This is a genomic window from Mesotoga infera (assembly GCA_011045915.1).
Lineage (GTDB): Bacteria > Thermotogota > Thermotogae > Petrotogales > Kosmotogaceae > Mesotoga > Mesotoga infera_D.
The window spans coordinates 1-24,225 of the sequence record DSBT01000106.1 but is presented as its reverse complement, the minus strand read 5'-3'; the positions used below and the strand labels follow the sequence as shown (position 1 = coordinate 24,225).

25 protein-coding genes are annotated in these 24,225 nt (G+C 44.2%); 10 read left to right on the top strand and 15 right to left on the bottom strand.

Annotated features, from left to right (window positions below; all coding sequences use genetic code 11):
- From ENN47_03670 to ENN47_03650, 5 genes are all read left to right on the top strand, one after another.
- Nucleotides 1–241 (top strand): serine--tRNA ligase (locus ENN47_03670; GenBank protein HDP77280.1); only part of this gene is annotated, 241 nt, incomplete at its 5' end.
- Nucleotides 242–928: a 16S rRNA (uracil(1498)-N(3))-methyltransferase gene (locus tag ENN47_03665; GenBank protein HDP77279.1), complete on the top strand. Its 687-nt coding sequence runs from the start codon at nucleotides 242–244 to the stop codon at nucleotides 926–928. It abuts the gene before it with no gap.
- A gap of 12 nt (nucleotides 929–940) precedes the next feature.
- On the top strand, nucleotides 941–1,867 hold the full coding sequence (locus tag ENN47_03660; GenBank protein HDP77278.1) for a 1-phosphofructokinase family hexose kinase: 927 nt from the start codon (nucleotides 941–943) through the stop codon (nucleotides 1,865–1,867).
- A gap of 89 nt (nucleotides 1,868–1,956) precedes the next feature.
- The gene (locus tag ENN47_03655; protein ID HDP77277.1) at nucleotides 1,957–2,664 is read left to right on the top strand and encodes a DUF4332 domain-containing protein; all 708 of its coding nucleotides are present in this window, start codon (nucleotides 1,957–1,959) and stop codon (nucleotides 2,662–2,664) included.
- 145 nt (nucleotides 2,665–2,809) lie between these two features.
- A complete protein-coding gene (locus tag ENN47_03650) occupies nucleotides 2,810–3,697 on the top strand; it encodes an AraC family transcriptional regulator (GenBank protein HDP77276.1) in 888 nt (295 codons plus the stop codon).
- 49 nt (nucleotides 3,698–3,746) lie between these two features.
- On the opposite strand, the gene ENN47_03645 is transcribed toward ENN47_03650, so the two are convergent.
- The 4 genes from ENN47_03645 to ENN47_03630 all read right to left on the bottom strand — a co-directional run bounded on the left by ENN47_03645 (nucleotide 3,747) and on the right by ENN47_03630 (nucleotide 8,600).
- On the bottom strand, nucleotides 3,747–5,084 hold the full coding sequence (locus ENN47_03645) for a GTPase (protein HDP77275.1): 1,338 nt from the start codon (nucleotides 5,082–5,084) through the stop codon (nucleotides 3,747–3,749).
- A 154-nt stretch (nucleotides 5,085–5,238) separates the two neighbouring features.
- Nucleotides 5,239–5,427 carry a hypothetical protein gene (locus ENN47_03640; GenBank protein HDP77274.1) on the bottom strand — a complete coding sequence of 63 codons (189 nt, stop codon included), beginning with the start codon at nucleotides 5,425–5,427 and terminating at the stop codon, nucleotides 5,239–5,241.
- A 5-nt stretch (nucleotides 5,428–5,432) separates the two neighbouring features.
- The gene (locus ENN47_03635; GenBank protein ID HDP77273.1) at nucleotides 5,433–6,509 is read right to left on the bottom strand and encodes a ThiF family adenylyltransferase; all 1,077 of its coding nucleotides are present in this window, start codon (nucleotides 6,507–6,509) and stop codon (nucleotides 5,433–5,435) included.
- 360 nt (nucleotides 6,510–6,869) lie between these two features.
- Complete coding sequence (locus ENN47_03630) at nucleotides 6,870–8,600, bottom strand: ABC transporter ATP-binding protein (protein HDP77272.1); 1,731 nt, start codon at nucleotides 8,598–8,600, stop codon at nucleotides 6,870–6,872.
- 207 nt (nucleotides 8,601–8,807) lie between these two features.
- On the opposite strand from ENN47_03630, the gene ENN47_03625 reads away from it, so the two are divergent.
- The 3 genes from ENN47_03625 to ENN47_03615 all read left to right on the top strand — a co-directional run bounded on the left by ENN47_03625 (nucleotide 8,808) and on the right by ENN47_03615 (nucleotide 11,086).
- Entirely contained in the window at nucleotides 8,808–9,362 is a 555-nt protein-coding gene (locus tag ENN47_03625) for a flavodoxin (GenBank protein ID HDP77271.1), read from the top strand.
- Nucleotides 9,363–9,676: 314 nt separating this feature from the next.
- Nucleotides 9,677–10,432: a GNAT family N-acetyltransferase gene (locus ENN47_03620; protein ID HDP77270.1), complete on the top strand. Its 756-nt coding sequence runs from the start codon at nucleotides 9,677–9,679 to the stop codon at nucleotides 10,430–10,432.
- The gene (locus ENN47_03615) at nucleotides 10,433–11,086 is read left to right on the top strand and encodes a Crp/Fnr family transcriptional regulator (GenBank protein HDP77269.1); all 654 of its coding nucleotides are present in this window, start codon (nucleotides 10,433–10,435) and stop codon (nucleotides 11,084–11,086) included.
- Here ENN47_03615 and ENN47_03610 read toward each other — a convergent pair.
- The 3 genes from ENN47_03610 to ENN47_03600 are packed head-to-tail and all read right to left on the bottom strand — an operon-like array spanning nucleotide 11,083 to nucleotide 13,870.
- Nucleotides 11,083–11,739, bottom strand: coding sequence for an HAD family phosphatase (locus tag ENN47_03610; GenBank protein HDP77268.1), 657 nt, complete (start codon nucleotides 11,737–11,739; stop codon nucleotides 11,083–11,085). The genes ENN47_03615 and ENN47_03610 overlap by 4 nt on opposite strands.
- A complete protein-coding gene (locus ENN47_03605; GenBank protein ID HDP77267.1) occupies nucleotides 11,736–12,803 on the bottom strand; it encodes an ArsR family transcriptional regulator in 1,068 nt (355 codons plus the stop codon). Before ENN47_03605 ends, ENN47_03610 begins: the two co-directional genes overlap by 4 nt.
- The gene (locus ENN47_03600; protein ID HDP77266.1) at nucleotides 12,803–13,870 is read right to left on the bottom strand and encodes an ArsR family transcriptional regulator; all 1,068 of its coding nucleotides are present in this window, start codon (nucleotides 13,868–13,870) and stop codon (nucleotides 12,803–12,805) included. The genes ENN47_03605 and ENN47_03600 overlap by 1 nt, the downstream gene beginning before the upstream one ends.
- Nucleotides 13,871–15,341: 1,471 nt before the next feature.
- On the opposite strand from ENN47_03600, the gene queD reads away from it, so the two are divergent.
- On the top strand, nucleotides 15,342–15,710 hold the full coding sequence (gene queD / locus ENN47_03595) for a 6-carboxytetrahydropterin synthase QueD (GenBank protein ID HDP77265.1): 369 nt from the start codon (nucleotides 15,342–15,344) through the stop codon (nucleotides 15,708–15,710).
- Nucleotides 15,704–16,489 carry an energy-coupling factor transporter transmembrane protein EcfT gene (locus ENN47_03590; protein HDP77264.1) on the top strand — a complete coding sequence of 262 codons (786 nt, stop codon included), beginning with the start codon at nucleotides 15,704–15,706 and terminating at the stop codon, nucleotides 16,487–16,489. Before queD ends, ENN47_03590 begins: the two co-directional genes overlap by 7 nt.
- On the opposite strand, the gene ENN47_03585 is transcribed toward ENN47_03590, so the two are convergent.
- Genes ENN47_03585 through ENN47_03550 form a run of 8 tightly spaced genes read right to left on the bottom strand, consistent with a single transcriptional unit; the run spans nucleotide 16,479 to nucleotide 23,932 of the window.
- A complete protein-coding gene (locus tag ENN47_03585) occupies nucleotides 16,479–17,756 on the bottom strand; it encodes a hypothetical protein (GenBank protein HDP77263.1) in 1,278 nt (425 codons plus the stop codon). The genes ENN47_03590 and ENN47_03585 overlap by 11 nt on opposite strands.
- A gap of 1 nt (nucleotide 17,757) precedes the next feature.
- Nucleotides 17,758–18,174 carry a hypothetical protein gene (locus ENN47_03580; protein HDP77262.1) on the bottom strand — a complete coding sequence of 139 codons (417 nt, stop codon included), beginning with the start codon at nucleotides 18,172–18,174 and terminating at the stop codon, nucleotides 17,758–17,760.
- The gene (locus ENN47_03575; GenBank protein ID HDP77261.1) at nucleotides 18,149–19,570 is read right to left on the bottom strand and encodes a glutamate--tRNA ligase; all 1,422 of its coding nucleotides are present in this window, start codon (nucleotides 19,568–19,570) and stop codon (nucleotides 18,149–18,151) included. Before ENN47_03575 ends, ENN47_03580 begins: the two co-directional genes overlap by 26 nt.
- Nucleotides 19,557–20,087, bottom strand: a complete 531-nt coding sequence (locus ENN47_03570; protein ID HDP77260.1) for a TIGR00725 family protein — start codon at nucleotides 20,085–20,087, stop codon at nucleotides 19,557–19,559. Before ENN47_03570 ends, ENN47_03575 begins: the two co-directional genes overlap by 14 nt.
- Nucleotides 20,084–20,806 carry an LPS export ABC transporter ATP-binding protein gene (lptB, locus tag ENN47_03565; GenBank protein ID HDP77259.1) on the bottom strand — a complete coding sequence of 241 codons (723 nt, stop codon included), beginning with the start codon at nucleotides 20,804–20,806 and terminating at the stop codon, nucleotides 20,084–20,086. Before lptB ends, ENN47_03570 begins: the two co-directional genes overlap by 4 nt.
- Complete coding sequence (locus ENN47_03560) at nucleotides 20,803–21,300, bottom strand: OmpH family outer membrane protein (GenBank protein ID HDP77258.1); 498 nt, start codon at nucleotides 21,298–21,300, stop codon at nucleotides 20,803–20,805. Before ENN47_03560 ends, lptB begins: the two co-directional genes overlap by 4 nt.
- Nucleotides 21,301–21,311: 11 nt before the next feature.
- The gene (locus tag ENN47_03555) at nucleotides 21,312–21,758 is read right to left on the bottom strand and encodes a D-tyrosyl-tRNA(Tyr) deacylase (protein HDP77257.1); all 447 of its coding nucleotides are present in this window, start codon (nucleotides 21,756–21,758) and stop codon (nucleotides 21,312–21,314) included.
- Nucleotides 21,755–23,932, bottom strand: a complete 2,178-nt coding sequence (locus ENN47_03550) for a bifunctional (p)ppGpp synthetase/guanosine-3',5'-bis(diphosphate) 3'-pyrophosphohydrolase (protein ID HDP77256.1) — start codon at nucleotides 23,930–23,932, stop codon at nucleotides 21,755–21,757. Before ENN47_03550 ends, ENN47_03555 begins: the two co-directional genes overlap by 4 nt.
- Nucleotides 23,933–24,225 lie beyond the last annotated feature (293 nt).

Genomic DNA, 24,225 nt, shown 5'->3' with positions numbered 1-24,225 from the left:
TTACAACACTTATAGAGAGATTTCCTCCTGCTCAAACGTCGAGGACTTCCAACCAAGACGAGCCAACATAAGGTTCAGAGACAGTGACAACAAACTGAAGTTTGTACACTGCTTGAATGGCTCGGGACTGGCTGTTGGAAGGACTCTCGTAGCAATAGTCGAGAACTATCAGAGAAGTGACGGAAAGATCGATGTGCCCAAAGCCCTCGTACCATACATGAGGCAGGAGGTCATTGGTTAGTTGCCTAATGCTTTCTTTGTTCTGCCCGAAGACAACAGAGTTATTCTAGACAGCAATGAAACAAAGCATCTCAGAGTGACTAGAGCAAAAGTCGGTGATAAGCTGACGGGCATTGATGGCAAAGGAACGATTTACAGATTTCTTCTCGAAGAACTTGGGAAATCATCTGCTTCGGGAATTGTCATCGAGAGCGAATACATCGATAGAGACGATAAGAGTATTACTATAGCCGTGGCAGCGACGAAGTGGCCACGGCTGCATATTCTGATAGAGAAGGCTACGGAATTGGGAGTTGATAGAATAGAACTGTTCAGCAGCCTCAGATCGATTTCCAGAGTTGATCAGAGTAAGCTGACTAAGCTCAATGCGGTCGCAAGGGAAGCTGCAAAGCAGAGTGTTAATCCTTACATTCCCGAGATTAGAATATCCGAGACTCTTCCTCTTGAAGAATCATTCAACGTGCTTCTGGAATTCAGCGGCAGGCCTTTAGCAGAAGTAGAAGAAGAACTTGCCGTTGTAAGAAAACTGCGATTGATCGTAGGACCCGAAGGGGGGTTCGCACCGGAGGAGATAAGAGGCATCTCAACCCGATGCACTTCCGTTTCTTTGGGAAGAAGAACTTTGAGGGTCGAGACAAGCGTGATTGTTGTACTCGGAATTATCAATTACCGCCTCGGCAGAATATAGGAGGTGCAAGTAGTGATTTTCTCACTGACTTTGAACGCAGCGCTCGATAGATTCTTATATACAGACTCTTTAATCGAGGATGATACGGTAAGGGTAGATAGAGTCAAGGATTACCCTGCAGGTAAGGGTGTCGACGTATCACGTGTAATAAATGAACTGGGAGGCCATTCGGTCTCAATAGCTTTTCTTGGAGGTCATACAGGAAAGATCATAGAAGAAATGCTCGATGACGAGGGAGTCGTTTATGCAACGGTAAGAAGTGAAGAAGAAACAAGGACTAACATTCTAATACAGACTGGAAGCGGTCAATACAGGATGAGTCTCCCAGGCCCGGTAATTTCGGAAAGGGAAATAGAAAAGCTGTGCAAGACGATCGATACCTTGTTGAGAAAAGGAGACTATCTTCTTATCTGCGGAAGTGTTCCTGAAGGAGTAGGCAGCGATATATACGCTCGACTATGTTCAAGGATGAGAAACATTGGAGTCAACGTCTACATCGATTCCGACAAAGAGCCGTTAATCGAAGGCGTTAAAGCTGGCCCCAGAGGAATCAAGCCAAATTTGCATGAACTGCAGAGATTGTTGAATCGGGAACTTCATGGAGAGACCGATATAAGAAAAGCTCTATCTGAGGTCTCAGACAAATATTCGATCGAGGAGGTCCTTCTCACTATGGGAGGAGAGGGAGCCCTTGCACTTATCGGTGGAAGCTTCTATCGAATAAGGGTGCCCGAAGTTCCAGTCAAGAGTGCAGTGGGGGCAGGAGACTCTTTTCTTGCGGCTTACTGCTTGTCAAGAGAATTGGGAGAGAAAAGAGAGGTTTCTTTGAAAATGGCAGGAGCAGCGAGCTCTGCTGCCGTCATGACCCCAGGTACCGAACTCTGCAGGTTCGATGATGTAATGAATCTCCTGCCAAAAATCACTGTTGAAGCCCTCTAATCACTCCTGTATGATCCACCTGACAGCGTATCTCGTCCGCCAACTTCTCTGCCGGCGTTCCGCACTTTGCATCTGATAGAGGTGATCGGATGACAGTTAGGGCAGATTTTGCAGCTTTCCTTAAAAAGAAAGGAAAGAAGCAGAGTGTTATTGATACCATAATAGCAGATATCGCCTTGTTCGAACAATTCCTCCAAAACATCAGGAGTAAGTCTATCAAAGAGACTGATAAAGATGACATTCTAAGATTCGTCGACGCCTGTGGAAAAGGAGAGAATCTTCTCAGCAAGAAGCTTCGAAGCATCGCTCTTTATTTCAGTTTTCTTTCAAGGCCCTCCCTTGCTGCACTTGCTTCGGAACTTCGTGAAAAAGAAATTTCAGCGAAGAGGAAGGCACTAAGACTCGATCAGATTTCAAACTGCGATAGAACGGTCGTGGACAAGCTGGCAAAAGCAAATATAGCTAGCACCTATCAAATGATAGAGGCTGCGCGTTCACCTGAACTGAGAGAAAGTCTGGCTGCACAAACCGGTATTGAAATGGAGAGGATACTTGAATACCTGAAACTCTCGGATCTCTCAAGACTTAAAGGAATGAAGGGAGTTCGGGTAAGGTTATATTACGATGCCGGAGTAGATACTTTGGACAAACTGTCTAGCTGGGACCCCGAGGAACTGAGAAAAATGTTGATCGACTTCGTCAGAAGAACGGGTTTCGAGGGAATACCCCCTCTACCGAAAGAAGTAAGTACCACCATAGAAGCGGCTAAGAAGCTTGAAAGACTTGTTGACTTCTGACGTTGCTTAATTGACAGTTCATTCAGTTTGAACTGCTTTTGTATTGGTTCAGCTAGGGAAAAAACTCCATTATGATGCTTTCGATCAAGAACAATCACGCTCATATTTGTATAATCTTTAAGATGATTGTAGCGGAGGTGGAGTGATGCCAAGAGACACTTCCTTAAAAGAGGATTACATTGATAGTGTGAACTCCGTTATAGATTACATTGAGGAACACCTTTCATCTCAGATAACTCTCGACGATCTATGCTCAGAGAGCTTCTACTCATCAGTTCATCTCCAGAGAATCTTCTTCCACACTGTGGGCGAGACGATAGGCCAGTACCGCAAGGGTAGAAGATTGAGTGTCGCCGCCGACAAACTTGCGACAACCTCGATGACCATTCTGGAGATAGCTTTGCAGCTAGGCTACGATTCGCAAGAGTCTTTTACCAGAGCATTCAAGAGCAAATACTATGTTACGCCTGGCAAGTATCGCAGGCTTGGACTACACTTCGTCGTTACTCAGAAAAAGAGACTGTCTAAGAGAGATCTGATGGGCACAAAGGGAGGAATGAGAATGGAACCGAAAATCGTTCACAAACCTGCATTCAAAGTGATTGGCCTGAAGTACTACGGAAATGATCCAGCGAACAATTGCCCGAAGCTCTGGAGAGATTTCATGGAGAGGCATACCGAGATTGAAAACGTCATATCGGTTAAGGAAAGCTACGGGCTGATGTGTACTGGCGTAGAGGACTTCGTTGACGGAAAGTTCGATTATATTGCATCGGTGGCAGTCTCCAGTCTGGAGAACATTCCCGAAGGAATGGTTGGGGCAGTAATACCCGAGGCGACGTACGCGGTCTTCACTCACAATGGAAAACTGGATTCTCTGCAGGAAACTTACGAGTACATCTACGGAAAGTGGTTTCAGAATTCCGAGTATGAACCGATTGGGCTGAATGAGTTTGAGTTCTATGACGAGAGGTTTACCGGGGAAGAAGACTCTGAGCTTTATATCTACGTCCCCATTAAGAAAAAGCAGTAGATCATAAATAAAGGGGACCGATTGATCGGTCCCCTTCATACTTCAACAGTTATAAATTGTGCTTCTTAAGAAAGTCGTCAATCACGTCTTCCAGATCAGGCTTTCCGATCTCCTGAAGCTCGTAGCCAATCCTTACGGCAGGCTTCTTGATATCAATGACTCTCCTAAGATCAATCGGAGTGCCGATTATCACAAGATCAACATCGGCCTTGTTTATTGTCTCCTCAAGCTCTTTCATCTGTTTCTCGCCGTATCCCATTGCAGGAAGGATCTGATCAAGATGGTTATACTTCTCGTAAGTGGAGATAAGAGATCCCACAGCATATGGTCGCGGGTCAACTATCTCTGCAGCACCAAACTTCTTGGCTGCCACCCAACCTGCTCCGTATCTCATTCCACCATGTGTGAGAGTCGGACCATCCTCTACGACAAGAACTCTCTTGCCCTTGATTTCGGAAGACTTACCACCTTCTATAGTAATCGGTGAAGCTCCATCAACTACTGTTGCACTTGGGTTGAATCTTGCTATGTTTTGGCGAACAATGTCGATATCCTCTGGAGAAGCCGTTTCCTCTTTGTTGATGACGATAACATCAGCCATCATGAGATTTGCGAAGCCGGGGTAGTAGGTGGTCTCATGACCAGCTCTGTGAGGGTCGGTCACCGTTATGTAAAGATCTGTCTTGTAGAAAGAGAAGTCGTTGTTTCCTCCATCCCAAATTATGACATCAACGTCCTCCTTTTCTGCTTCTCTGAGAATCGCCTCGTAATCGACACCGGCGTAAATGACTGCCTTCCGATCTATATGAGGTTCATACTCTTCTCTTTCTTCGATAGTGCACTCATACTTATCGAGATCCGAGTAATCTGCATATCTTTGAACCTTCTGCTTCACAAGATCTCCATAAGGCATGGGATGCCTAATAGATACAACCTTCTTGCCCCTTTCTCTTAGAATATCCAGGACTCTTCTAGTTGTCTGGCTCTTGCCACAACCCGTTCTCACAGCACAAATAGAGATGACAGGCTTCGATGACTTAACCATTGTCTTGCTGGGTCCCAGAAGAATGAAGTCCGCACCATGTGCATTTGAGATTGCTGCCCTTTCCATAACGTACTGATGCGGAAGGTCGCTGTAGGCAAGTACTACCTGATCAATCTTGTGTTCGTCTATAAGCCTTCCAAAATCCTCTTCCGGCAGTATCGCAATACCATTGGGATAGAGTTTACCTGAGAGCTCTGCAGGATACTTCTTTCCATCAATCCCGGGAATCTGCGTCGCCGTGAATGCTACTACTTCAAACTCTTCATTGTCTCTGTAGTAAGTATTGAAGTTATGAAAGTCCCTCCCGGCCGCACCGAGAATCAAGACCTTTTTCTTTTCCAATTTCTCCACCTCCATTTATTTTTAGCTATCCATCTGAAATTCTACATTCAAAAGAATCTCCGCACAAAAAAACCTATTTCGCCCACCAAACGATGGCGGTCAAAAGAAAGCACTATATGTTCTTATGCGCAAGTATGCTCCGGTATACGCCGGTTTATCCTCCGTTAGCAGCACTGATTATAAGAACTCTCGACTTCGCCGGGATCATTTCCCCGTTCCTTACCAGTCGACCATTCACCATAACCAGAACAGAGACCCGCCCAAGTCGAGTCTCCTTTATCAGTTCTCCGTAACTCAGATCTCTATCGAAATTCCACTTCTTGTCTCCATAGACGACTTCCAAAAGAGTCACCTCTTCGCTAATGAGCAAACCGGACAGTCTTCCCTGCGTTCAACAGATATTTCTTCGAATGTGTTTCTTTTCAGATCGAACCAGAAGACTTTGCCTTCATAACTTCTGTCATTAAGGTAGCTAGTCACCATAGCCGCTTCTAACAACCCGCCAAAGTAACTCGTAAATGATAGAATGCCTCTGGAAGCCTCTGTATCTATCCTGTTGTCTCCCATGAAACATCTGTAGCATGGCGTCCTTCTGTCTCTTAACATCACATATCCGCTCGAACCTTCAACTCCCGAATCGACATAGGGAATACCGTTGCGATAACAGGCATCATTAATCAAATATCTAGTCTCAAAATTATCAACACAGCTCACAACAATATCAGGCCTTTCCGATTTGACTGAACCCGGATCAAACTCTCTCTCATAGACTTTGGCCCTGACCCCGTTATAGTAAGTAGATAACTTTCGCTCAAGAACGCTGGCCTTTGAAAGGCCTACGTCACCATAATCGTACAATATTTGTCGGTGCAAATTGTTAAGTTTTACCTTTCCGGGATCAATAATGCAGATATCATCAATGCCGTTCTCGAGTAAGGTCTTTATTAGCGGACTTCCTAATCCCCCAGCGCCAACAACCATTACCCTTCCCTTTCTGGAGATCTTCTCGAGATTCAAGGGAAGCTTCTTGACGGGAGTCGTACTTGAACCCTTATTCATAAACCAGAAAAAAACTCTTCCGGCAATTACCGGAGAAAACATTATCGGCAGAGTATGTGGAAAGCTTACGATTTTCTTCCCACCATCTTCCGAAACCCCTATTTCATCTCCATCTCTGAATTCCATGGTTTCTTTCTGCCTGTAGACCAAAGGAGAGTAAAACGGAAGAATCGTTTGTCTTGGAAAATCTCTTGTAATACCGGAAAGACCGCTCCTTATCAACAATTCCGCAACCATCTCTTCCATAGTACCCGAGAGTCTGCCGAATGTCTCTTCTGCCAGTCCCAGAAGGAAAGATCTTGTCACTCCTTCAACTAGCAGCTGCCGTTCATACCATCTGAAAAGAAACTCCCTTTCAATATCCATAAGCATCCCTCCACGGAACTCCGGCTAGCACTTAAGTATAACAAATAAACCTTAGCAGACAATCCGCCAGCCATAATTGTGGAGGTTGTGAAAAGCTGTTTCTCCAAACCGAAAGGTCTAATGAACGGGAAACAGTGAAAAAACTAAACTCTATGAATCAACTCTGGAAGGAATACAGTATTCTTCAGTATTGCCAGATCGTGTGCAACTTGCTTCCTCGGATCATCATTATTGACAAACGTCCATGAATTGCTGTGATTGTCTTGGAATTTCATTCCCAGATAATCAAAAAGACCCCTCGAATAGTCTGTCCAGCTGTCCCAGTCTACCTGACGGATACTCGACTATCGAAAGAAGCGATCACATATCGGGTATATAGCCCTTAAACTGCGCTCTATAAAGTCTTGCATAGTGTCCGCCCTTCTCAAGAAGTTCATCGTGGCCGCCTCTCTCGATTATCCCCTCACTGGTTATCACAACTATCTCATCGGCATTCTTTATTGTAGAAAGCCTGTGGGCTATTACAAGGGTAGTGCGTCCCTTCGAAAGAGCTTCAAGGGACTCCTGTATCTTGAGTTCCGTCTCATTGTCCAGTGCGGAAGTCGCTTCATCAAGGATTAGAAGCGGCGGATTCTTCAAGAACACTCGGGCTATCGATATTCTCTGTTTTTGTCCTCCGGAAAGCATAACGCCTCTTTCGCCGACGTATGAATCGTATCCGTGTTCTAGACTCAGAATGAAATCATGGATGTTTGCTCTTTTGGCTGCCTCAATTATCTCTTCGTCTGACGCATCGCCCTTACCATAAGCAATATTATCCCGAATACTTCCCGCAAAAAGAAAAACGTCTTGCTGAACAATCCCAATTTGGCTCCTCAACGAATTCAGAGTAACGTCACGAATGTCTGTTCCATCTATTGTAATCTTTCCGCCCGTGACATCATAGAATCTTGGGATCAGGTGACAAAGTGTCGTTTTTCCTCCTCCTGAAGGTCCGACAAGGGCGACCATTTTCCCCGCAGGAATATGGAGGCTAATATTGGAAAGGACGTTCACTCCGCCCTCATATGCAAAAGATACTTCTTCTACTCTTATGTCTCCCTTAGCATCGGTTAACTCAATCGCATTGGGAGAATCAGTGATGCTGGACTTAGTTTCCATTATCTCCACGAACCTTTCAAAACCAGACATGCCGTCTTCATATTGCTGCGCAAACTGCATAAGTCTTCTTATCGGCTGCAGAAATAGATCGACGTAGAGAAAGTAAGCAACAAAGCCTCCAACGGTTATTTCACCAGAATAAGTCAGGTAACCTCCAAATGCAAGAACAGTCACTTTTAGCATGTTCATCATCAGATCGATACCGGTAGTCATTTCTGCCATCGATTTGAAAGCGAACTGCCTTGATTCTTTGAACTCCTGGTTCCCAAGATCGAACTTGTTTTTTTCGAACTCCTCATTGGTAAATGACTGAGCAACTCTAATTCCGGAAATGCTGTTTTCGAGCTGTGCGTTAACGTTGGCAATTTTCTTTCTCACCAATCTGAATGCCTTTGCCATCTTCTGTCTCTTCTTGACGCCATACCAGATCATAAAAGGAATATAGGAAAAAACAACAAGAGTCAACCTCCAGTCATTCTGCATCAAAATCAAGAAAGCCCCAACCAAAGTAACTGTCGAAATGAAGAGATCCTCAGGACCGTGATGCGCAAGCTCTGTAATCTCTCGCAGATCGTTCACTATCCTGGACATAATCTTCCCTGTTCTAACTTTGTCAAAATAGCTAAAAGACAACGTCTGAAGATGAGAAAAGATGTCCTTCCTCATGTTGTATTCCATTCTTACCCCCACAACATGACCCCAATAGTTGACCACGTAGTTGAAAACTGCTCTCAGAACAAAGAGCAGCGCCATAACTACAGCGATAATGACAATCCCTCCCATATTCCCGGAAGGTATATAGTTATCTAGCGCTAATGTTGTGAACCTGGGAAATACCAGATCAATTCCCGCAATCATGAAAGCACAAGCCATGTCAAGTATGAATAGCCTTACATGTGGCCGATAGTAGGCTATGAATTTTCGAATCATCGCAAGCCTCCTTAGTAAGGTAAGCGTCTCAATTCTACATTAGAATTCTCTAGATAACAAGTTTCCAAGCGATAACTGTCAGAATGAAACCACTCCTCTGAGTCGGGAGTTCGGGGAATCTGTTTGAGATTTGCATTGATGAGCCAACAGTGAAATCTACTGCTAAAATTAATAGGCACATCTATGCAAGTCATAAGGAGGAATAATGTGTCAAAAGTAGTCGTGCTTTACAAGACCAAGTATGGAAGCTCAAAGAAGTATGCAACCTGGATTGCCGAAGAAGTCGGAGCAGAGATATTTAACGTTGATGACTTCAATCCCGGGAATCTCCACAATTACAACGTTATTGTCTATGGAGGATCGCTATACGCCACAGGCATCATTGGGTTATCAAAAATTAAGAAGAGCATAGAGACTCTCAAGAATAAGAAAGTGATCGTCTTCTCTGTCGGAGCGTCTCCAGCAAAGCCCGAAGTGCTTGAAGATATCAAGGCGAAGAATTTTTCCCTGGAAATGGCTAGTCTCGCGGAATACTACCATCTGAGGGGAGGTTTTGACTTCAAGAAGCTGAAGCTCAGAGACAAGATCCTGATGTCGATGTTGAAGATGAAACTCAAAGCTAAGAAGAGGCGAGGTGAAGAATTAACCGATGATGAGAAGGGCATGCTAGCAGCATACAGGACTTCGGTCGATTTCACCAGCAGGAAGTCCATTGAACCAATTGTCGAAAGTATTAGAAGATTTCTTGAAAAAGAACTATGACAGATCACACTTGTCGGGAGGAAGTCCCCTGGGAGCCTCAAGCGAGTCAAGCAAACTGACTGCTAATTAGTCAACACTAGACCCAAGGGGATCCAAAAAGTCGAATTCCCGGAAGACGATTGTTTTTTCTGCCAGCTATTCGCACCTTTTGCAGCTATCGTTGTGAAAATTTCATTGCAAGTTGGAGTATTATGTTGCTGGTGAGAGCTACTTGAAGACGTTTATCAAGAACAATAGTAGAAGTTTTCGCTGTTTTCGCCACTTCAACTGCACAAGTAATTCAGATGGTTCTTATTGGATTCAGTAAGGAAACTATGCAGATCGGAGGCATTATGTCAAGAATTCGAATGCTTGAAGAGATTTCTCTTAATTCGTGGCCCGCGATTGACTCCAGGTTTAGAGATGGGTGGATTATGAGATACGCTGGTGGATACACAAATAGGGCAAACTCAGTGTATCCGCTATATGAAACTTTCGAAGCGTTAGATTGCAAGATCGAAGAGGCCAAGAATTTCTATAATTCGAGAGGGCTTCCTCCGATGTTCAAACTTACATCAGATTCAAAACCAGCTTGTCTCGATAGTGTACTTGGAGAACTAGGATTTGAAGAACGGGATCGGGCTCTGGTAATGACAAAGGTTATTGCTGGTCAGCCCCGTGATCTTTCCGATTTGGATGTCCTCCCCAGTCCAGAAGACAAATGGCTTGAAGTATTCTTCTCACTCAATAAGAGGGCAAGAGAAAATAAAGCATGGGCAAAAAGACTGTTAGCATTGCTCCCTCAGAAAAGCGCGTTTGCGCTTCTGAAAAAGAAAAAGAGGTTTGTCGGTTGCGGTTTTGCCGTCATCCAGAGTGATTTTGTGGGATTATTTGGAATAGCTGTGAGAGAGAACGAACGGCGAAAAGGATATGGAAGAGAAATAACTGAAAAACTCCTGGAAGTGGGTAGGAAAAGAGGCGCAAAGATTGCTTATCTTCAGGTCGATAAACCGAATAGAAATGCAATAAACCTATATTCGAAGATTGGTTTTCATGATGAATACCTTTACTGGTACAGAGTTGGTGAATAGATGCTACATACTGTCGATCTCTTCAGAGATCTGACTTCTCAGGAAAGAAGAGAAGTACTTTCGGGTTCACGGACAATAACTTCTTTGAGCAATCAAATCATCTACACGCCAGAAGACAAATGCGATTCGCTTAGCATAGTTCTAAAAGGCAAATTGAGAATATCGAAGCTACTTCCTTCTGGCCAGGAACAGATCATTAAACACCTTAAGAAAGGAGAGGTATTTGGCGAAGCTCTCGTATTTGCTGGAAGGAAATATGCTTCACACGTAGTGTCGGAAGAAGATTCGGAGATTCTTAATATCCCGAAAGAAGTACTTCTAAGGGCCTTCAAAAACCAGCGTTTTCTGTTGTCCTATCTGAGAAGCATTTCAGAAAAGACCTTAAACCTTTCGGGTATCATTGAAATGCTTTCACTGGCAACCGTGAAGAAGAAGATCGCAAGTTATCTGCTGGAATTATCTCTGGAGAAGGAGACTCGTTTCTTTAAGCTTCCCTGCTCAAAAAAGATGCTGGCGAACCTCATGGGATCAACGAGAGAGGTAGTATCCAGAAATTTCTCTGAGTTACAGAGAGAAGGAATCATCTTTATGCCTGACAGAAATACAGTTGAGATAAGGAATCTGAAGCGTTTGGAAGGTATTCTTTTCGATTAAACCTTGCCATTAAGAACCGTTTCAAGGTACTTCCTGACTCCGTAGAGATCATCAAATACATGACTTGAAGCTGACAGATCAAGGTTAGCATTCTCTCCGTGTCTAACTCCAAGCACTTCCATTCCAGCCCGAATACCACTCTTGATGCCATTTGGCGAGTCTTCAATGACTATGCACTCTTCAGGACTGACTCCCAGAAACTCCGAGGCTCTAAGATAGATCATAGGCGAGGGCTTTGATTCATCCACTTCATCGCCACCCACAATTATTTCGAAGTAATCTAGCACACCAATCTTCTTCATGAGTTCCTCTACTGCCACCTTCTCTGTAGACGATGCTATAGCCAGTTTTACCTTTTCCGACAGGAAATCAAGAAGGCTCAATAATCCTGGATTTGGAGCCAATGTTTCTCTGGCAAGTTTCAAGTATCTTTCCATGTATCTTCTGCCGAACTCCTCAGGCTCAATTTCAAGCCCTGCCATCCGGACAACAACTTTCTGGGTTTCAGACATCTTTAGACCCATCTGTCTCTCAAACAACTCGACGCTGATTTTCCCGCCAAGCTCATTTACAAGCTCCGTGCAAGCTCGTCTATAGATCTTCTCCGAATCGATAATCACTCCGTCCATATCGAATATTGCCGCTTCAATCATTTCTTCTCCTTTATATTCAACAGATTTCTTATGTCTGCTACTGCCCTGCTTATGGTCTCTCTTCTCACACAGATTATGCTACTAAATGGATCTATATCGATCAACGATGATTTGAAAAGAAGCCCCATATGGTAAGAAATCGTCGACTTGGCCAGACCAGTGAATTCAACCAGATCTCTTTGCAGGGCCGGCTCCTTGCTCAGTCTCTTCAGGATCTTGAATCTCGTCTCATCAGACAACACTTTTAGGAGGCTTCTTAACCTAACTTCTTCTGGAATTCTCCCCGAGAAGTCTTCCGTAACCTCTTCAAGGCCCATTATCAAGAGATGAAACGTCGGATAAGTCATCAGACCAGAGTTTGTGTGGGGCACTGAATTCTGAAGTGTTATGTATAGAGGTTTGCTCTCATCAAGAGTAATGCCGTAGTAGTCGAGGAAGTTCGAAAAAGCGTCTTTCACTTTCTGCGGTGAATTGTTCTCTATGTAACCTTTAACAAGACCCATGTTCAACTCTCTTAACCCACTACGTTCATAGTAATCGAGAATTCTAAGTGTGTTAGAAGAAAGAAAATCCATTGCGGTCTTTGGAAAGAAAAGCAGCTGATTGATAAACCATATAGTATCTGCACTTGTGCCGCCGATTACCTCAACCGCTTTCGAAACCCTCTCGGGTTCCTCAAATATCATTTTTTTCAGATCATGGTGGGAAATCCTTAGCCTCCTGTCGGCAAAGACCTGAATGAAGCGATCCTTTATTAACTCAAGCCCTTCATCCTTTACGTTCAAGCTCTCCTCAATATTCACAATCATCCCATCCAGAAGTTTCTGCCTTATCGGAAAGAGAATTGGAGCCATTACGCCTAGCTCGTTCATAAAGGTTGTGTACATTCTTGTCGACCATTCTCCGTCCTTCAGCAGCAATTCTTGAAATTCCATTAGCTGAGCAGCAGGTTCATAGTCCACTCCCAATGTCTTAAGCACTTTCTCGACCGGTCCTGTGTTGAGCGAAAACTGAATTGCCATTGTCAAGTCGTATATTTCGAAATACCCGGTTATCATTTCCATCAACTATCACCTTCATCGTAAAGCGTCTCAAGCCTTCTGAGTATCTTTTCAAGACGCTCTTTGTTCAACGAGAAATACACACGCCGGTGGTCTTTGCGGCCAGTGACGAGTGCGAGTTCTGCTAAAGTTGAGAGATGGTATGAAATAGTCGCTTTTGACAGACCAACAAGCTTGGCCAGCTCATCCACATATTTCGAATCTTCGGATATAGCTTTCAAGATCTGCATTTTTGTCTGATCGGATAGATTTCTTAGAAACAGTCTGAGGGTGTTGTCATTTATAACGGGATTCATAATCTCTCCAATTTGCTTGAAGTGCTCACTGAAAACTATAAGCTGGGTATTGCAGACGCTGGAGAACTTGATTCCCGAGTACTTCAGAGTATTCTGAAAAAGCAGGTGAAGGGGTAGGTCCTCTCTAGCCCTGATTCCGTAGAATTCAAGAAAATCCTCTGCCACTTCCTCACACTCCTCGGCTTTGAATACCTTCAGCCTTTCGACGACTTTGTCACGATTCCTCTTTCTTAAGCCAGATTGCTCATAGTATTTCTTCAGTTCGCTCAACGCGAAGAGAAGGATTTCCTTTGATTGTCTTGGGAATTTTACTAATTGGGTTATGAACCAAGTTGTGTTTTCTGAAAGATCTTCTGCCTTTTCAACAGCATCGGAGACAATGCTCAGATCTCCCTGTAGTGTCTTGCGTACGTCCTCTTGAGAGAGATTGAGATTGTTCAACATTATACTGGCGACAACGCAGCTGGCTCTGTCTTCAAAATTTCTTGCTAGACTTTCGATAGAATCTTCAAGAAGTATTTCTAGCCCAGGTTCATCCGGAAAGTCGCAGAAGAAAATGACACTGTCCTTGATCTCAGAAAAGACATCGACCGCCATCCTTATCGACCAGTCTTCGCTACTGTTGACCTGATCAAGGAATTCCGCAAGTTCTCTTCCAGGCTCGAAATCCAATCCAAGATCATGAGACACCGCATTGTAATAACTCTTTCTATCCGCAAAGCCGCACGCCATTAAAATCTCGACAAGTTCAACGTATCCCGGTATGATCTTCAAGGAATACACCTCTCCAGTTCGACTTGTATTGAATTATAGCATAGATAATGTTAGAGAGACATTGAACCGACCTTCACTGTTTGCACTGCAAGACCCTCTTCGTTCCACATTCCATACAACCGATGGTTTTCACCATCGATACCCGAAATGCATGATCAGAGAATCCGGTGCGACTTAATTGATAAATCGTTAGAAGTTCATCGATACTTAACAGGGGCAGTTTGACAATCATCAAACACAGTGTTATGATCTCAGTGTAAGAGATGAATCGAACGAAAGCAGAAGGAGGAGTCGATAGTGAAGAAGAGATCACTGAGAATAGGAAAAGACGTTCAAAAAGAAATCGACAAGGCGAGATCGGCTTCTGCGAGATACGGAAATTTCTTAGCTCTATGAATTAATTACACCAGTAGAATCGCGATATACAAGCAACCCCCCTTTTCCCCCACGGAAAGAAAGATGACTTCGGGTCTCATAAGAGACCCTTTTTTTCATCTCTTTAGCAGCAAGCCGAATCACCTCCCGACTATCAAAAATTAAGAGCCTCTGCAAGCGCTGAAGAGTAGCCCTCCGACAACCGTCCAAGAACATGAATCTGTCCTCGTAAAGATGAGGATCGCTGCCGCTGGCAAAGATCTCGATCCATCACGAAAGATGGGACCTTAGTACTCGATCAGTACCTATTTTCGATTCTTGGCTATTCCCAGCGCTAAGCGGCTCTTAGCACTCGGAGCAGAGCTGGCCTTTGCCAAGCAAAGACCGGCCGCACGAAGTGCGACTGGCCATCGAACGTGACTGGCTCATGAATTTCTCGTCTTCTCGTGAGCGGAGCGAACGTCGCGACATTGCTCTTTCTCGGTTGGCCTCACAAAAGTGCGCCTAACGGCAGGACTTTAAACAAAAAAGAGAGCCCGAAAGCTCTCTCGTGATTTTCCAGCATTCCCTCAGAAAGTTATGAATGATCTCGTCTTGAGAATCTCAACTCTCACTTTCTCTATCTGCTCTGAAACTTCCTTCATCGACTTGATCCGATTTTCTGACACCTATCTTCCCTCCCCAGTTCGATACATCTCTTACATTGCTATTATTACACATTGTTAGATGAATGTCAAACATAGTCATACTAATTCCACAGTTATCTAACTATAGAGTGAGATAGCTGACCGGTTTGTCAGAAAATAATTATCGGCAACTTCTTCAGAAATCCTTTGCTCTGCTAGTCTCTTCCCACATTGAGCATCTGTTGTGGTCAACAAATCACTTTCAAGACCTATTCACTCTTAGTCTTTCTCTTTCTTCATTGTGCAGCGGAACGCCGATGCTGGTATCCGTAAAAGAGACTCCTCCGCTCGAGCGCAAAACAAATCATCAGCATTTCCTTGGTGTTAACCCTTCTGACAAGTGAGAATACGATATGATAGTCTCATGGAGAGTCTGTATTGGTAGTGAGAAAGGACGGTGATAGAGACCCATGTTCTTCCTAACTAAGGAGTTCACTTTTGATGCGGCTCACAATCTGACAAGTTACCACGGAAAATGTGAGAAGCTCCACGGTCACACTTATAAGCTTCAGATAACAGTTGCCGGAGAGAAGAATCAAGAGGATATGGTCATCGATTTTCTGCAGCTCAAAGAAATAGTCAAGTCGGAAGTGTTGAGCTTACTCGATCACGCATACATAAATGACGTTATACCTCAGCCGACAGCAGAGAACATCGCTGAGTGGATATTTAAACGCCTGGCTTCCAGGATTGACGGGAGCCATTACGAGCTATATGAAGTGGCGGTGTGGGAAACACCGACTAGCTTTGTTCGCTATAGGGAGAGAGATGTTTGGTAGGAATTCCACTTGGGCGTTTCGTTCCGGTTGATTCAATTATTCACAACTTGTCACCAGTAGCAAAGACCATATCCTTTGTTTCGCTTGCAGTAGGCTCTCTTTTTCTGAGCGGGATTTCGGATTTCACAGTCTTCTTATCGGTTTGGATAGTTCTCTCCGGACTTTCAGCCGTTCCTTTCAGGGAGTACATGAAGACGCTCCGCGGGATAAGGTTGTTGATCTTGTTGATTGTGGTCTTTCAGATCTTTTTCTCTCACGGAAGGGTCTTGCTGGACCTAAAAGTGTTGAGAATCACGGAAGAAGGTTTGATTAACGCTGTTGTGCTTTCGGCGAGAATGATTCTTGCCGTGCTTTTCAGCATAATACTTTCACTCACGACGTCTCCCCTCGAAATCTCTTCTTCTATTGAAGAGATTATTGGGAAATTTCCTGCCGGCAGAAAACTGTCTTCTGAACTTGGGATGGCACTTTCATTGACGCTTACGTTCATCCCGCTTATCTCTCTTCAAACAAACCGGATAATCATGGCACAGAAGGCGAGGGGAGTTGAGTTCGACAAAGGAAAACTTCCTTCAAGAGTGAAAAACTCGCTATCAGTAGTGATCCCGGTAATTACGACATCGCTGAAGAAGGCTCAGGATACTGCCGCCGCCCTTCAGATTAGGGGGTACAGGCCCGGACATAGATTAACTAGCCTAAGGGAAAAGAGCTGGTCTTCAAACGACTCGATTATTCTACTAGTAACGATCTTTTCAATTCTGAGTGCCATCATACTGTAAAGCCAAAAAGGTCTGCTAAACGAGAAGGATTGATCCTTGCCATGGCTCGGGCAGACGCTAGCCTGAGACGGCTTTCGTTGGAAGCATCCAGCACTATTCCCTCAAGATGCGGGATAAGACCGTCCAGTTTGAGAAGGCCTGCTACTGAAGAAGCAAGAATTCTTGTCTGAAGCTCCTCTTTTCTGTTAGAAAGAATCCTTCCAACGTGGTCTCCAGTATCTACGGTCTTGAGTTTCTTTATTGCTCTCAATGATGCCTTCTTTAGCCTCGATGATGTAGACCTGAGCGACTCGTCTATTACATCCTCAATAGAATGATCCATGAGATTAGCCAAAGCCTCCAAACACACGGCTCTCACCCTGTCAGAGGGATCCTCCAGTCCAGCGTGAAGAATCTCAGCTGCGGAAGGCTCAACCAAACCCTTGACATACTGAGCCCCAACGAATCTCATCTCTTCATCTTCCGAATCCAGGAACTTTTCTGCAGCCTGCAGTAGAGAAACATCATATCCCTTGATTTTTCTATAGGTCTTCAGAGAAGCTATTGCAACGGTTCTATCCTCTGATTCGATGAGCTTTCTTAGTATAGGAAGCGAGATCTCCTCAGGAAATGACTCAAAAGTCTCGACTAGGGTTTGCTTAATATTGGCGGCACGAAAGTCTTTTAGAAGAGCAATCATTCTTTCAGCAGTAGCCGAATTCCGTTGACCCAGTTTTGAAAGCAAGGCGATTTTCTGGAATTTTCTTGACAGTGAAGAAAGCTCCTCTTCCTTCAGTTCGAGTTCTCCATTGAAGGCTGCCAGAATCCTTCGAATATCATTGCTGGGATCCTCGTCAAACTCTTTGAGAAGTTCTCTCTCTCCAGCTTCTGCAAGAGCTATTACAAAAGTCTTTCTAACCTTCTTTGAAGGATCTGCGGCAATTCTTCTCGCCAGCTCTTCATCTTCATAGCCAAACTCAGTAAGCTCTTTTGCCGTTGCACTGCGAACCAGGTCTGAGGGATCATCCAAAGCTTTGAGTATAGTGTCGCGACCCTCACCGGCTTTTGCCATCGAAGCAACAGTGTTTTTCCTAACTTCGGGTGATGGATCTTCTAGAAAGGATTCGATATTCTCTATCTTCATCTCTCTATCGGAGGCAGACTTCACAGCCCTTGCCCTGACATATGCCGAAGGTGAATCCAACATCTCTTTCAGATTCATTTCGGCCCTTGAGAAAATCTCTTCTTCAATTGCCTGAAGCATCTTTCTTATTTCTTTTGGATTCATTTCATCCACCTTCAATCCCAATCAGGATTTCTCTTTCATCGATAATGAATCTGACTATCTCTTCTTCTTCAAAAAAGCCAGCCGATTTCCGAAATTCAGTCACCGTGTTATATGAATTACCTGATCTCCTCATTATTCGGTTGCCGGAAACGTAATATCTAATCCTCTTATATTCGCCTTCAATAATCGCGTCAAAACTGATGAAGGAAATTCCCCAGGAGAAGTTCCCGGTTGAACGCGAGAGGTCCCTCTCAAGAATATCGAAGGTTCTTGATAAAGCCATGTATGCCTTTGTTTCTTTCACTATGCTGAATGACATTGCCAGTTGTAAATTCGCTATCTTGAAAATGGATATTAGCAGCAACGCTGACACAGCAAGAGAGACGACCATCTCAATCAGAGAGATTCCCTTCTTCATACTCTATCATTTCGAGCAGACTCTCCAATCTCTCCAGAACTCTATCTCGGCCAAGCACTGAAATAGTCTCGAAAAGTCCTGGAGTCACGAGTCTGCCCGTTACCCCCCCTCTTAGAGTCTGGAAAGTATTCTTCTTTGACGTGATCTTTTCCTCCGCAAGTTCTCTTACGATCTTCTCAACAGCCTCAACAGACCAATCAAACGCGTCTTCGAACTTCCTAATTGCTGCAGATATTAGATCCTTGCTCCATTCATTGTGCAGATATTTGACAACGTAGTCCTCTTGATAATCGACTTCATCGCTGAAAAAGGGAGCCGAGAAATCGAATAATTGTTCAAGAGTGTTGATCTTTTCTCTGGACATTGCAAGGACTTCTCTAGAATAAAACTGATCGGCTTCGATACTGGCATAGTAGTCAAATCTCCCTGTAAACTTCAACCACAGTCCAAACTGCACGATCAGCTCTTCGGGTTCGAGCAATCTCAAGTGTTTTCCATTGATCCATTCTAGCTTTTCGTAATCGAAGACTACGCCCTTATTAGAGATATCGGAAGGAATGAAATCTCTGACTTTCTCATGGTAGTCGAAGATTTCCTGATCAACTGTCCATCCGAGAAGGGCTAGATAGTTCATCAATCCTACACTGAGATAACCTTCCCTTCTGAAATGATCTACACTCGTGTGGCCATGTCTCTTTGAAAGAGGAGCCCTGTCACTCCCAAGAATCAGCGGTATGTGCATAAAAGTTGGTGATTCCCAGTTTAGGGCTTTGTATATCATTATCTGTCTGGGAGTGTTTGTAAGATGATCTTCCCCTCTGAAAACGTGAGTGATGTCCATCATGTGATCATCGACGACCACTGCAAAATTATAGGTAGGAAATCCATTGGACTTAATTATTATGAAGTCAGAGAAGTTCTCATTCTCAAAGGTCATCTCCCCCTTTGAAAGATCAGAAAACTCAGTCTTACCTTCAGGAATCCTGAATTTGACGGTATAGACCTCATCGTCTGCTAAACGTGGAATCTCAGCCGAGGTCCGCAATACACTCTCCTGGTCGGATTTTGAATAGACAGCACAGTACGCGTGTCCTCTTTCAATAAGCTCTTGAGCATATCTATCGTAGAAGCCTAGTTCTACTCGTTCACTTTGTCTATAAGGTCCGTAGTCTCCACCAATGTCCGGCCCCTCCGACCAGTCGAGACCACACCATTTCATTGAGGAGAGAATCTGATCTTCAAATATCTTCTCAGAACGCTCAGTATCGGTATCTTCTATTCTCAGCACAAAACTTCCACTTTGATTCTTCGCAAATAACCAATTAAACAACGCTGTCCTTACACCACCAACATGAAGATTGCCGGTAGGACTTGGCGCAAATCTACACCTTACCATTGTCAGCCTCCTCAAGAAACCTCTCAAGATCTTCGATACTGTATGCCACTCTTATTTCGACGGTCTTTCTCTCGTCCAGATACTTATCATCTATAAGTACCGATCTGATCCTGTCGGTCCAACCGCCTGTATTCTCCATAAGTATTACTGGACGTCCGTATGAGTACGAAGAAATAATCTCGAGTAGTGTCCCGGCCTGACCCCCCATAGATATTACTAAGTCGGCAGACTTGGAGAGTATCAATGATCTCAAAGCAAAATCCATTCCTGTTCGAATTCTAATCTCACTGTGATTGTTGCCTTCATCGCCGGCAGGGAGAACTCCGACTACCCTGCCCCCTTCTATAGAGGCGGCTCTCGAAACGAGTTCCATCACTCCATCTCTTCCACCGGTCATGACAACATGTCCATTTCTGGCAAGCAACTTTCCAACTTCTTCGCAAATACTCCGAAGCTCCTTAACGGGGCTGTTGTTGATAGAACCCGAATACCCAATAACGGCTACGTGAAGCATCATTCGTCACTTCCCAGGTATTTCTCTACAACCTGACTATCTGCGAGCACGGCCTCCGGGTCGCCTGAGGAGATCACTTCTCCCTTGTACAGAACGTAAAGCCTGTCGACAACCTTGGCTATTGAAGAGACGTCGTGATCTGTCACAATGACTCCAATCCCCCTGTCCTTCAACTTCCTAATCATCTTCTGAATATCCTTTACAGTCATCGGATCAATTCCTACGAAGGGTTCGTCCAACAATATGAATGACGGGGAAAGAGTCATTGTCCTTGCGAATTCCAGTCTTCTCTTTTCTCCACCCGATATAAGAGAAGCGACTTGATCTTTCAGCGAAAGAATCCCAAACTCGTCAAGAATCTCGTTTGCCTTTTCATGGCAATTGTCTTCCTGACCCGTGAGCCTCATAACCATTGTCAGATTCTCAACTACAGTAAGACCTCTGAAAATCGACGTTTCTTGCGGGAGGTAAGCGATTCCTCTCCGCGACCTTTCATGAATTGGGAGATGCGTTATGTTTTCATCATCAAGAAAGATACTTCCAGAGTTAGGAATGACGATTCCAAGAATCGACTTGAAGGCGGTTGTTTTCCCGGCCCCATTTGGCCCCAGAAGACCAACCACCTCAAGAGAAGATGCCTCCAATGAGACATCTTTTAATACTCTTCTTCTTCCGTAGCGCTTGTCAAGATGCTCGCACTTCAGATAAGAAGGATCACTCAATTCTGAAAACCTTTCATATACTCAATTATTGCGTCGGTAATATCATATGCGGCAGAACCATAAACGACTATCTCACTAGAAATAACCATGTCGATCCCGATGAATGTTGCGTAATCCCTAATTCGCTTGTTAACCTGCTCCATTATGACCTGCAGTTTTGCACTGTAAGTAGTTTCCAGTGTCTGTTCGTACTGACTTTTCTTGGCAAGAATCTCCTGCTGTTTCTGCAGAAGAGCATCCTGTCCTGCTCCAGAATTTGCCAGATCTTGATACTCCTTGCTCAGACTGTCAAGCTGACCCTGATAGAACTCTGTGTCTTTCTGATAATCGGTGTTCAAAGTCACCCAATCTTTTGTAGCTTCAAGAACTTTCTGCATATCGGCAAATGCGATTTTAGCAGGCTCAGAAGGTCCTGCACCGCTTTCAGAAACTACAATTGCCCCGATCGCCGACACCATTATCACGATAAGAAGAAATTTCAAGGATCTTTTCACAAGTACACCTCCTAGAATACTCTCTTTGAATCCAGTAAGATCGTCACGGGGCCACTATTCACAAGTTCCACATCCATGTGTGCCTGGAAGACCCCCGTCTCAACTCTCACACTCTTAGACGCCGTCTGAAGAAAATCGTTGAAGAGATCTATGGCTACCTCTGGCTCAGCGGCATCAGTAAAAGAGGGTCGTCGACCCTTTCTAGCATCTCCCATAATTGTGAACTGCGAAATCGCAAGAAGTGCTCCCGAGACATCTATTAGTGAAAGATTCATTTTCCCGTTTTCATCTTCGAAAATACGCAGGTTCAGAGTCTTTTCTACCAACCATTCCACGTCTTTGCTACTATCGTCCCTGCCAACACCCACCAACACCAGAAGTCCCTTATCTATCTCTCCCGTTACTTTACCATCTACTGACACACTTGCTCTGTTAACTCTTTGAACTACAGCCCTCACGCTACCCCTCCAAATCTCTTGACATTCTGAACACCCTTCATGCCCCTGAGACTCTCCATTACTGAAGTAAGATGGGCAACGTCTTTCACCAGGATATTCGCAATCAGTGTATCATATCCCCATCTTCCTGCTTCAACGGAGTACTTCATTACTTTTGCGTTCTTGTTTTCAAGTCTTTCAAGAAATTTGTGAATCAGTGTTTTGTCCGTGCCATCAAATTCCACTACTATCCAGGCGCTGAATTTCCCTCCAGTAACGATATTCCAATGCGCCTCCACCAGTTTATCCTCGCTAATGTCTTTCAAATTGCGACAGTTACGGTTGTGAATCGAAATTCCCCTACTGCTCATCACTGCAATTATGTCGTCTCCCGGGAGTGGCGTACAGCACTTTGCAAAATAGACGGCAATCCCCGTCTCACCTCCAACTGTCACTTCATTTCCCTTTGCCTGTTTCTGCTTGACCAATTCCGTCTCTTCAGGAAGAGTCTCGACCTCTACCTCTTTGGGCGCAAGAATGCTAAGAACCTCTCCCATTGTTATCGAACCATCTCCAAGCTTGCTGAAAAGATCGTTTTCGTTGTGCGCACCGAGCCTGTTCATTAGGGACTTTATCTGTTCTCCCTGTATCAAATCGTCCATTGAGACGGCAAGCCGCTTACTTATCTTTCTAAATATCTCCTTGCCTCTTTCTACCAGTTTCGCGGAGTATTCATTCTTGAAGAATCTCTTTATCTTGGCCTTGGTCGAATTTGCCCGAACATATTTCAACCAATCAAGGCTTGGACCTTCGCTCGATTTGTTAACTATTACCTCTACTCTATCTCCAAGCTGCAGCTCATAGTTGACGGGAACGAGTCGATCATTTACCTTCGCTCCAGCGTAATGATGGCCAACTTCAGTATGGATAGCGTAAGCAAAATCTATTGGTGTCGCTCCTTTTGGAAGATGAACGACCTCACCCTTTGGTGTAAATACGAATACCTCCTCGACTTCCAGTTCTCGAGAAATAGATTCCATGTCCTTGAAGCTTTCGATGAAATCCTTCTGCCAGTCAACAAGCTGAGTGAACCAGGTTCTGTCTCTCACGTCGATGCCTTCTTTATAAACCCAGTGAGAGGCTACTCCGTATTCGGCTTCCTTGTGCATCCTTTCGCTTCTTATCTGGATCTCGAGAGGTTCACCCCTGTGAGTAATCAGGGTTGTGTGGAGAGACTTATAGCCGTTCGATTTTGGAGCAGCAATATAGTCCTTGAATCTACCGGGCATCGGAGGCCAAAGAGAGTGAACTGCCCCAAGTATTTTATAGCAGTTGACTTCGTCTCCAGTAATTATTCTGAGAGCGATCAGGTCGAATACTTCGTCAAAAGATCTATTCTTCTTTATCATTTTCTGCCATATACTGTATAGATGTTTCACTCTGCCTTCAATCAACGCGGATATTCTATTCTTTCTGAGCTCCCGAAGCACAATCTCCTTGTACTCGTCCATTATGTCTTGGCGTTCTTTTAGCTTTCTATTGACTTTGAACTTCAATTCTTTGAACTCTTCTGGGTACTCATACTTGAAAGAAAGATCTTCAAGCTCAGCCTGAATCTTGTGCATACCTATTCTGTGAGCAATGGGAGCATAGATCTGTATCGTTTCCCTTGCCTTGTCGCGTTTCTTTTCGGAATCTTTCAGGAAGTCCAGCGTTCTCATATTATGCAGTCTATCTGCAAGTTTAACGATAATTATTCTCGGGTCTTCGGAAAGCGCCAGAAGCATTTTGCGCAGAGTCTCTACTTTCATTCTCGACTTGACGATCTTTGATTCAAGTTTCTCGTTGAGTTTCAGGTTACTTATCTTGGTCACGCCGTCCACAATAAGGGCCACTGTTTCGCCATACTTTTCTACAATTTCGGAAAGCGGCACATTGCAGTCTTCGACAATATCATGGAGTATGCCAGCGACAATTGTATCGTTATCTGCCGAGAACTGAGCAAGGATCTTGGCAACTTCTATCGGATGACTGATGAACGGTTCCCCTGAGTCTCTCATTTGCTCCTGGTGATGAAAGCGAGCGAATTCGTAGGCGTCAAAAATCCGCTCTTTTTCTCTTCTCTTGAGGCGATATTGAAGAATACTCTCGAGGTCACCCAAAAGAATCTGGGCATCAATTTCCGTTCTGGCCACTCTCTCACCTTCTATTTGTTTATTTTAGCATGAAGCCTCAGTTCCCGAAAAGTCTAACGATGAGAACCTTCGAGAAGCATTGAAAACACTACTTTAGAGTTATTTTCTATAGATTTATGCCTCGTTATATATTATAATGTATGTAACGAGGTGAAGAGATGGGAATTGTTTATCAGAAGAACAAGAAAACTGGAATCACATATGTCTACAAAAACGAAGCCTATTGGGACAGGGAAAAACAACAGTCCAGAGCCAAGAGAACCTTAATCGGCAAGCTGGATCCAGACACTGGA

Excerpts from the sequence above, each read along its gene's own strand:
- ENN47_03655 (HDP77277.1), top strand. The coding sequence starts at position 1,957 with ATGACAGTTAGGGCAGATTTTGCAGCTTTCCTTAAAAAGAAAGGAAAG.
- ENN47_03650 (HDP77276.1), top strand. The coding sequence starts at position 2,810 with ATGCCAAGAGACACTTCCTTAAAAGAGGATTACATTGATAGTGTGAAC.
- ENN47_03635 (HDP77273.1), bottom strand. The coding sequence starts at position 6,509 with ATGGATATTGAAAGGGAGTTTCTTTTCAGATGGTATGAACGGCAGCTG.
- ENN47_03630 (HDP77272.1), bottom strand. The coding sequence starts at position 8,600 with ATGATTCGAAAATTCATAGCCTACTATCGGCCACATGTAAGGCTATTC.
- ENN47_03620 (HDP77270.1), top strand. The coding sequence starts at position 9,677 with ATGCAGATCGGAGGCATTATGTCAAGAATTCGAATGCTTGAAGAGATT.
- ENN47_03615 (HDP77269.1), top strand. The coding sequence starts at position 10,433 with ATGCTACATACTGTCGATCTCTTCAGAGATCTGACTTCTCAGGAAAGA.
- ENN47_03610 (HDP77268.1), bottom strand. The coding sequence starts at position 11,739 with ATGATTGAAGCGGCAATATTCGATATGGACGGAGTGATTATCGATTCG.
- ENN47_03605 (HDP77267.1), bottom strand. The coding sequence starts at position 12,803 with ATGGAAATGATAACCGGGTATTTCGAAATATACGACTTGACAATGGCA.
- queD (HDP77265.1), top strand. The coding sequence starts at position 15,342 with ATGTTCTTCCTAACTAAGGAGTTCACTTTTGATGCGGCTCACAATCTG.
- ENN47_03585 (HDP77263.1), bottom strand. The coding sequence starts at position 17,756 with ATGAATCCAAAAGAAATAAGAAAGATGCTTCAGGCAATTGAAGAAGAG.
- ENN47_03580 (HDP77262.1), bottom strand. The coding sequence starts at position 18,174 with ATGAAGAAGGGAATCTCTCTGATTGAGATGGTCGTCTCTCTTGCTGTG.
- ENN47_03575 (HDP77261.1), bottom strand. The coding sequence starts at position 19,570 with ATGGTAAGGTGTAGATTTGCGCCAAGTCCTACCGGCAATCTTCATGTT.
- ENN47_03570 (HDP77260.1), bottom strand. The coding sequence starts at position 20,087 with ATGATGCTTCACGTAGCCGTTATTGGGTATTCGGGTTCTATCAACAAC.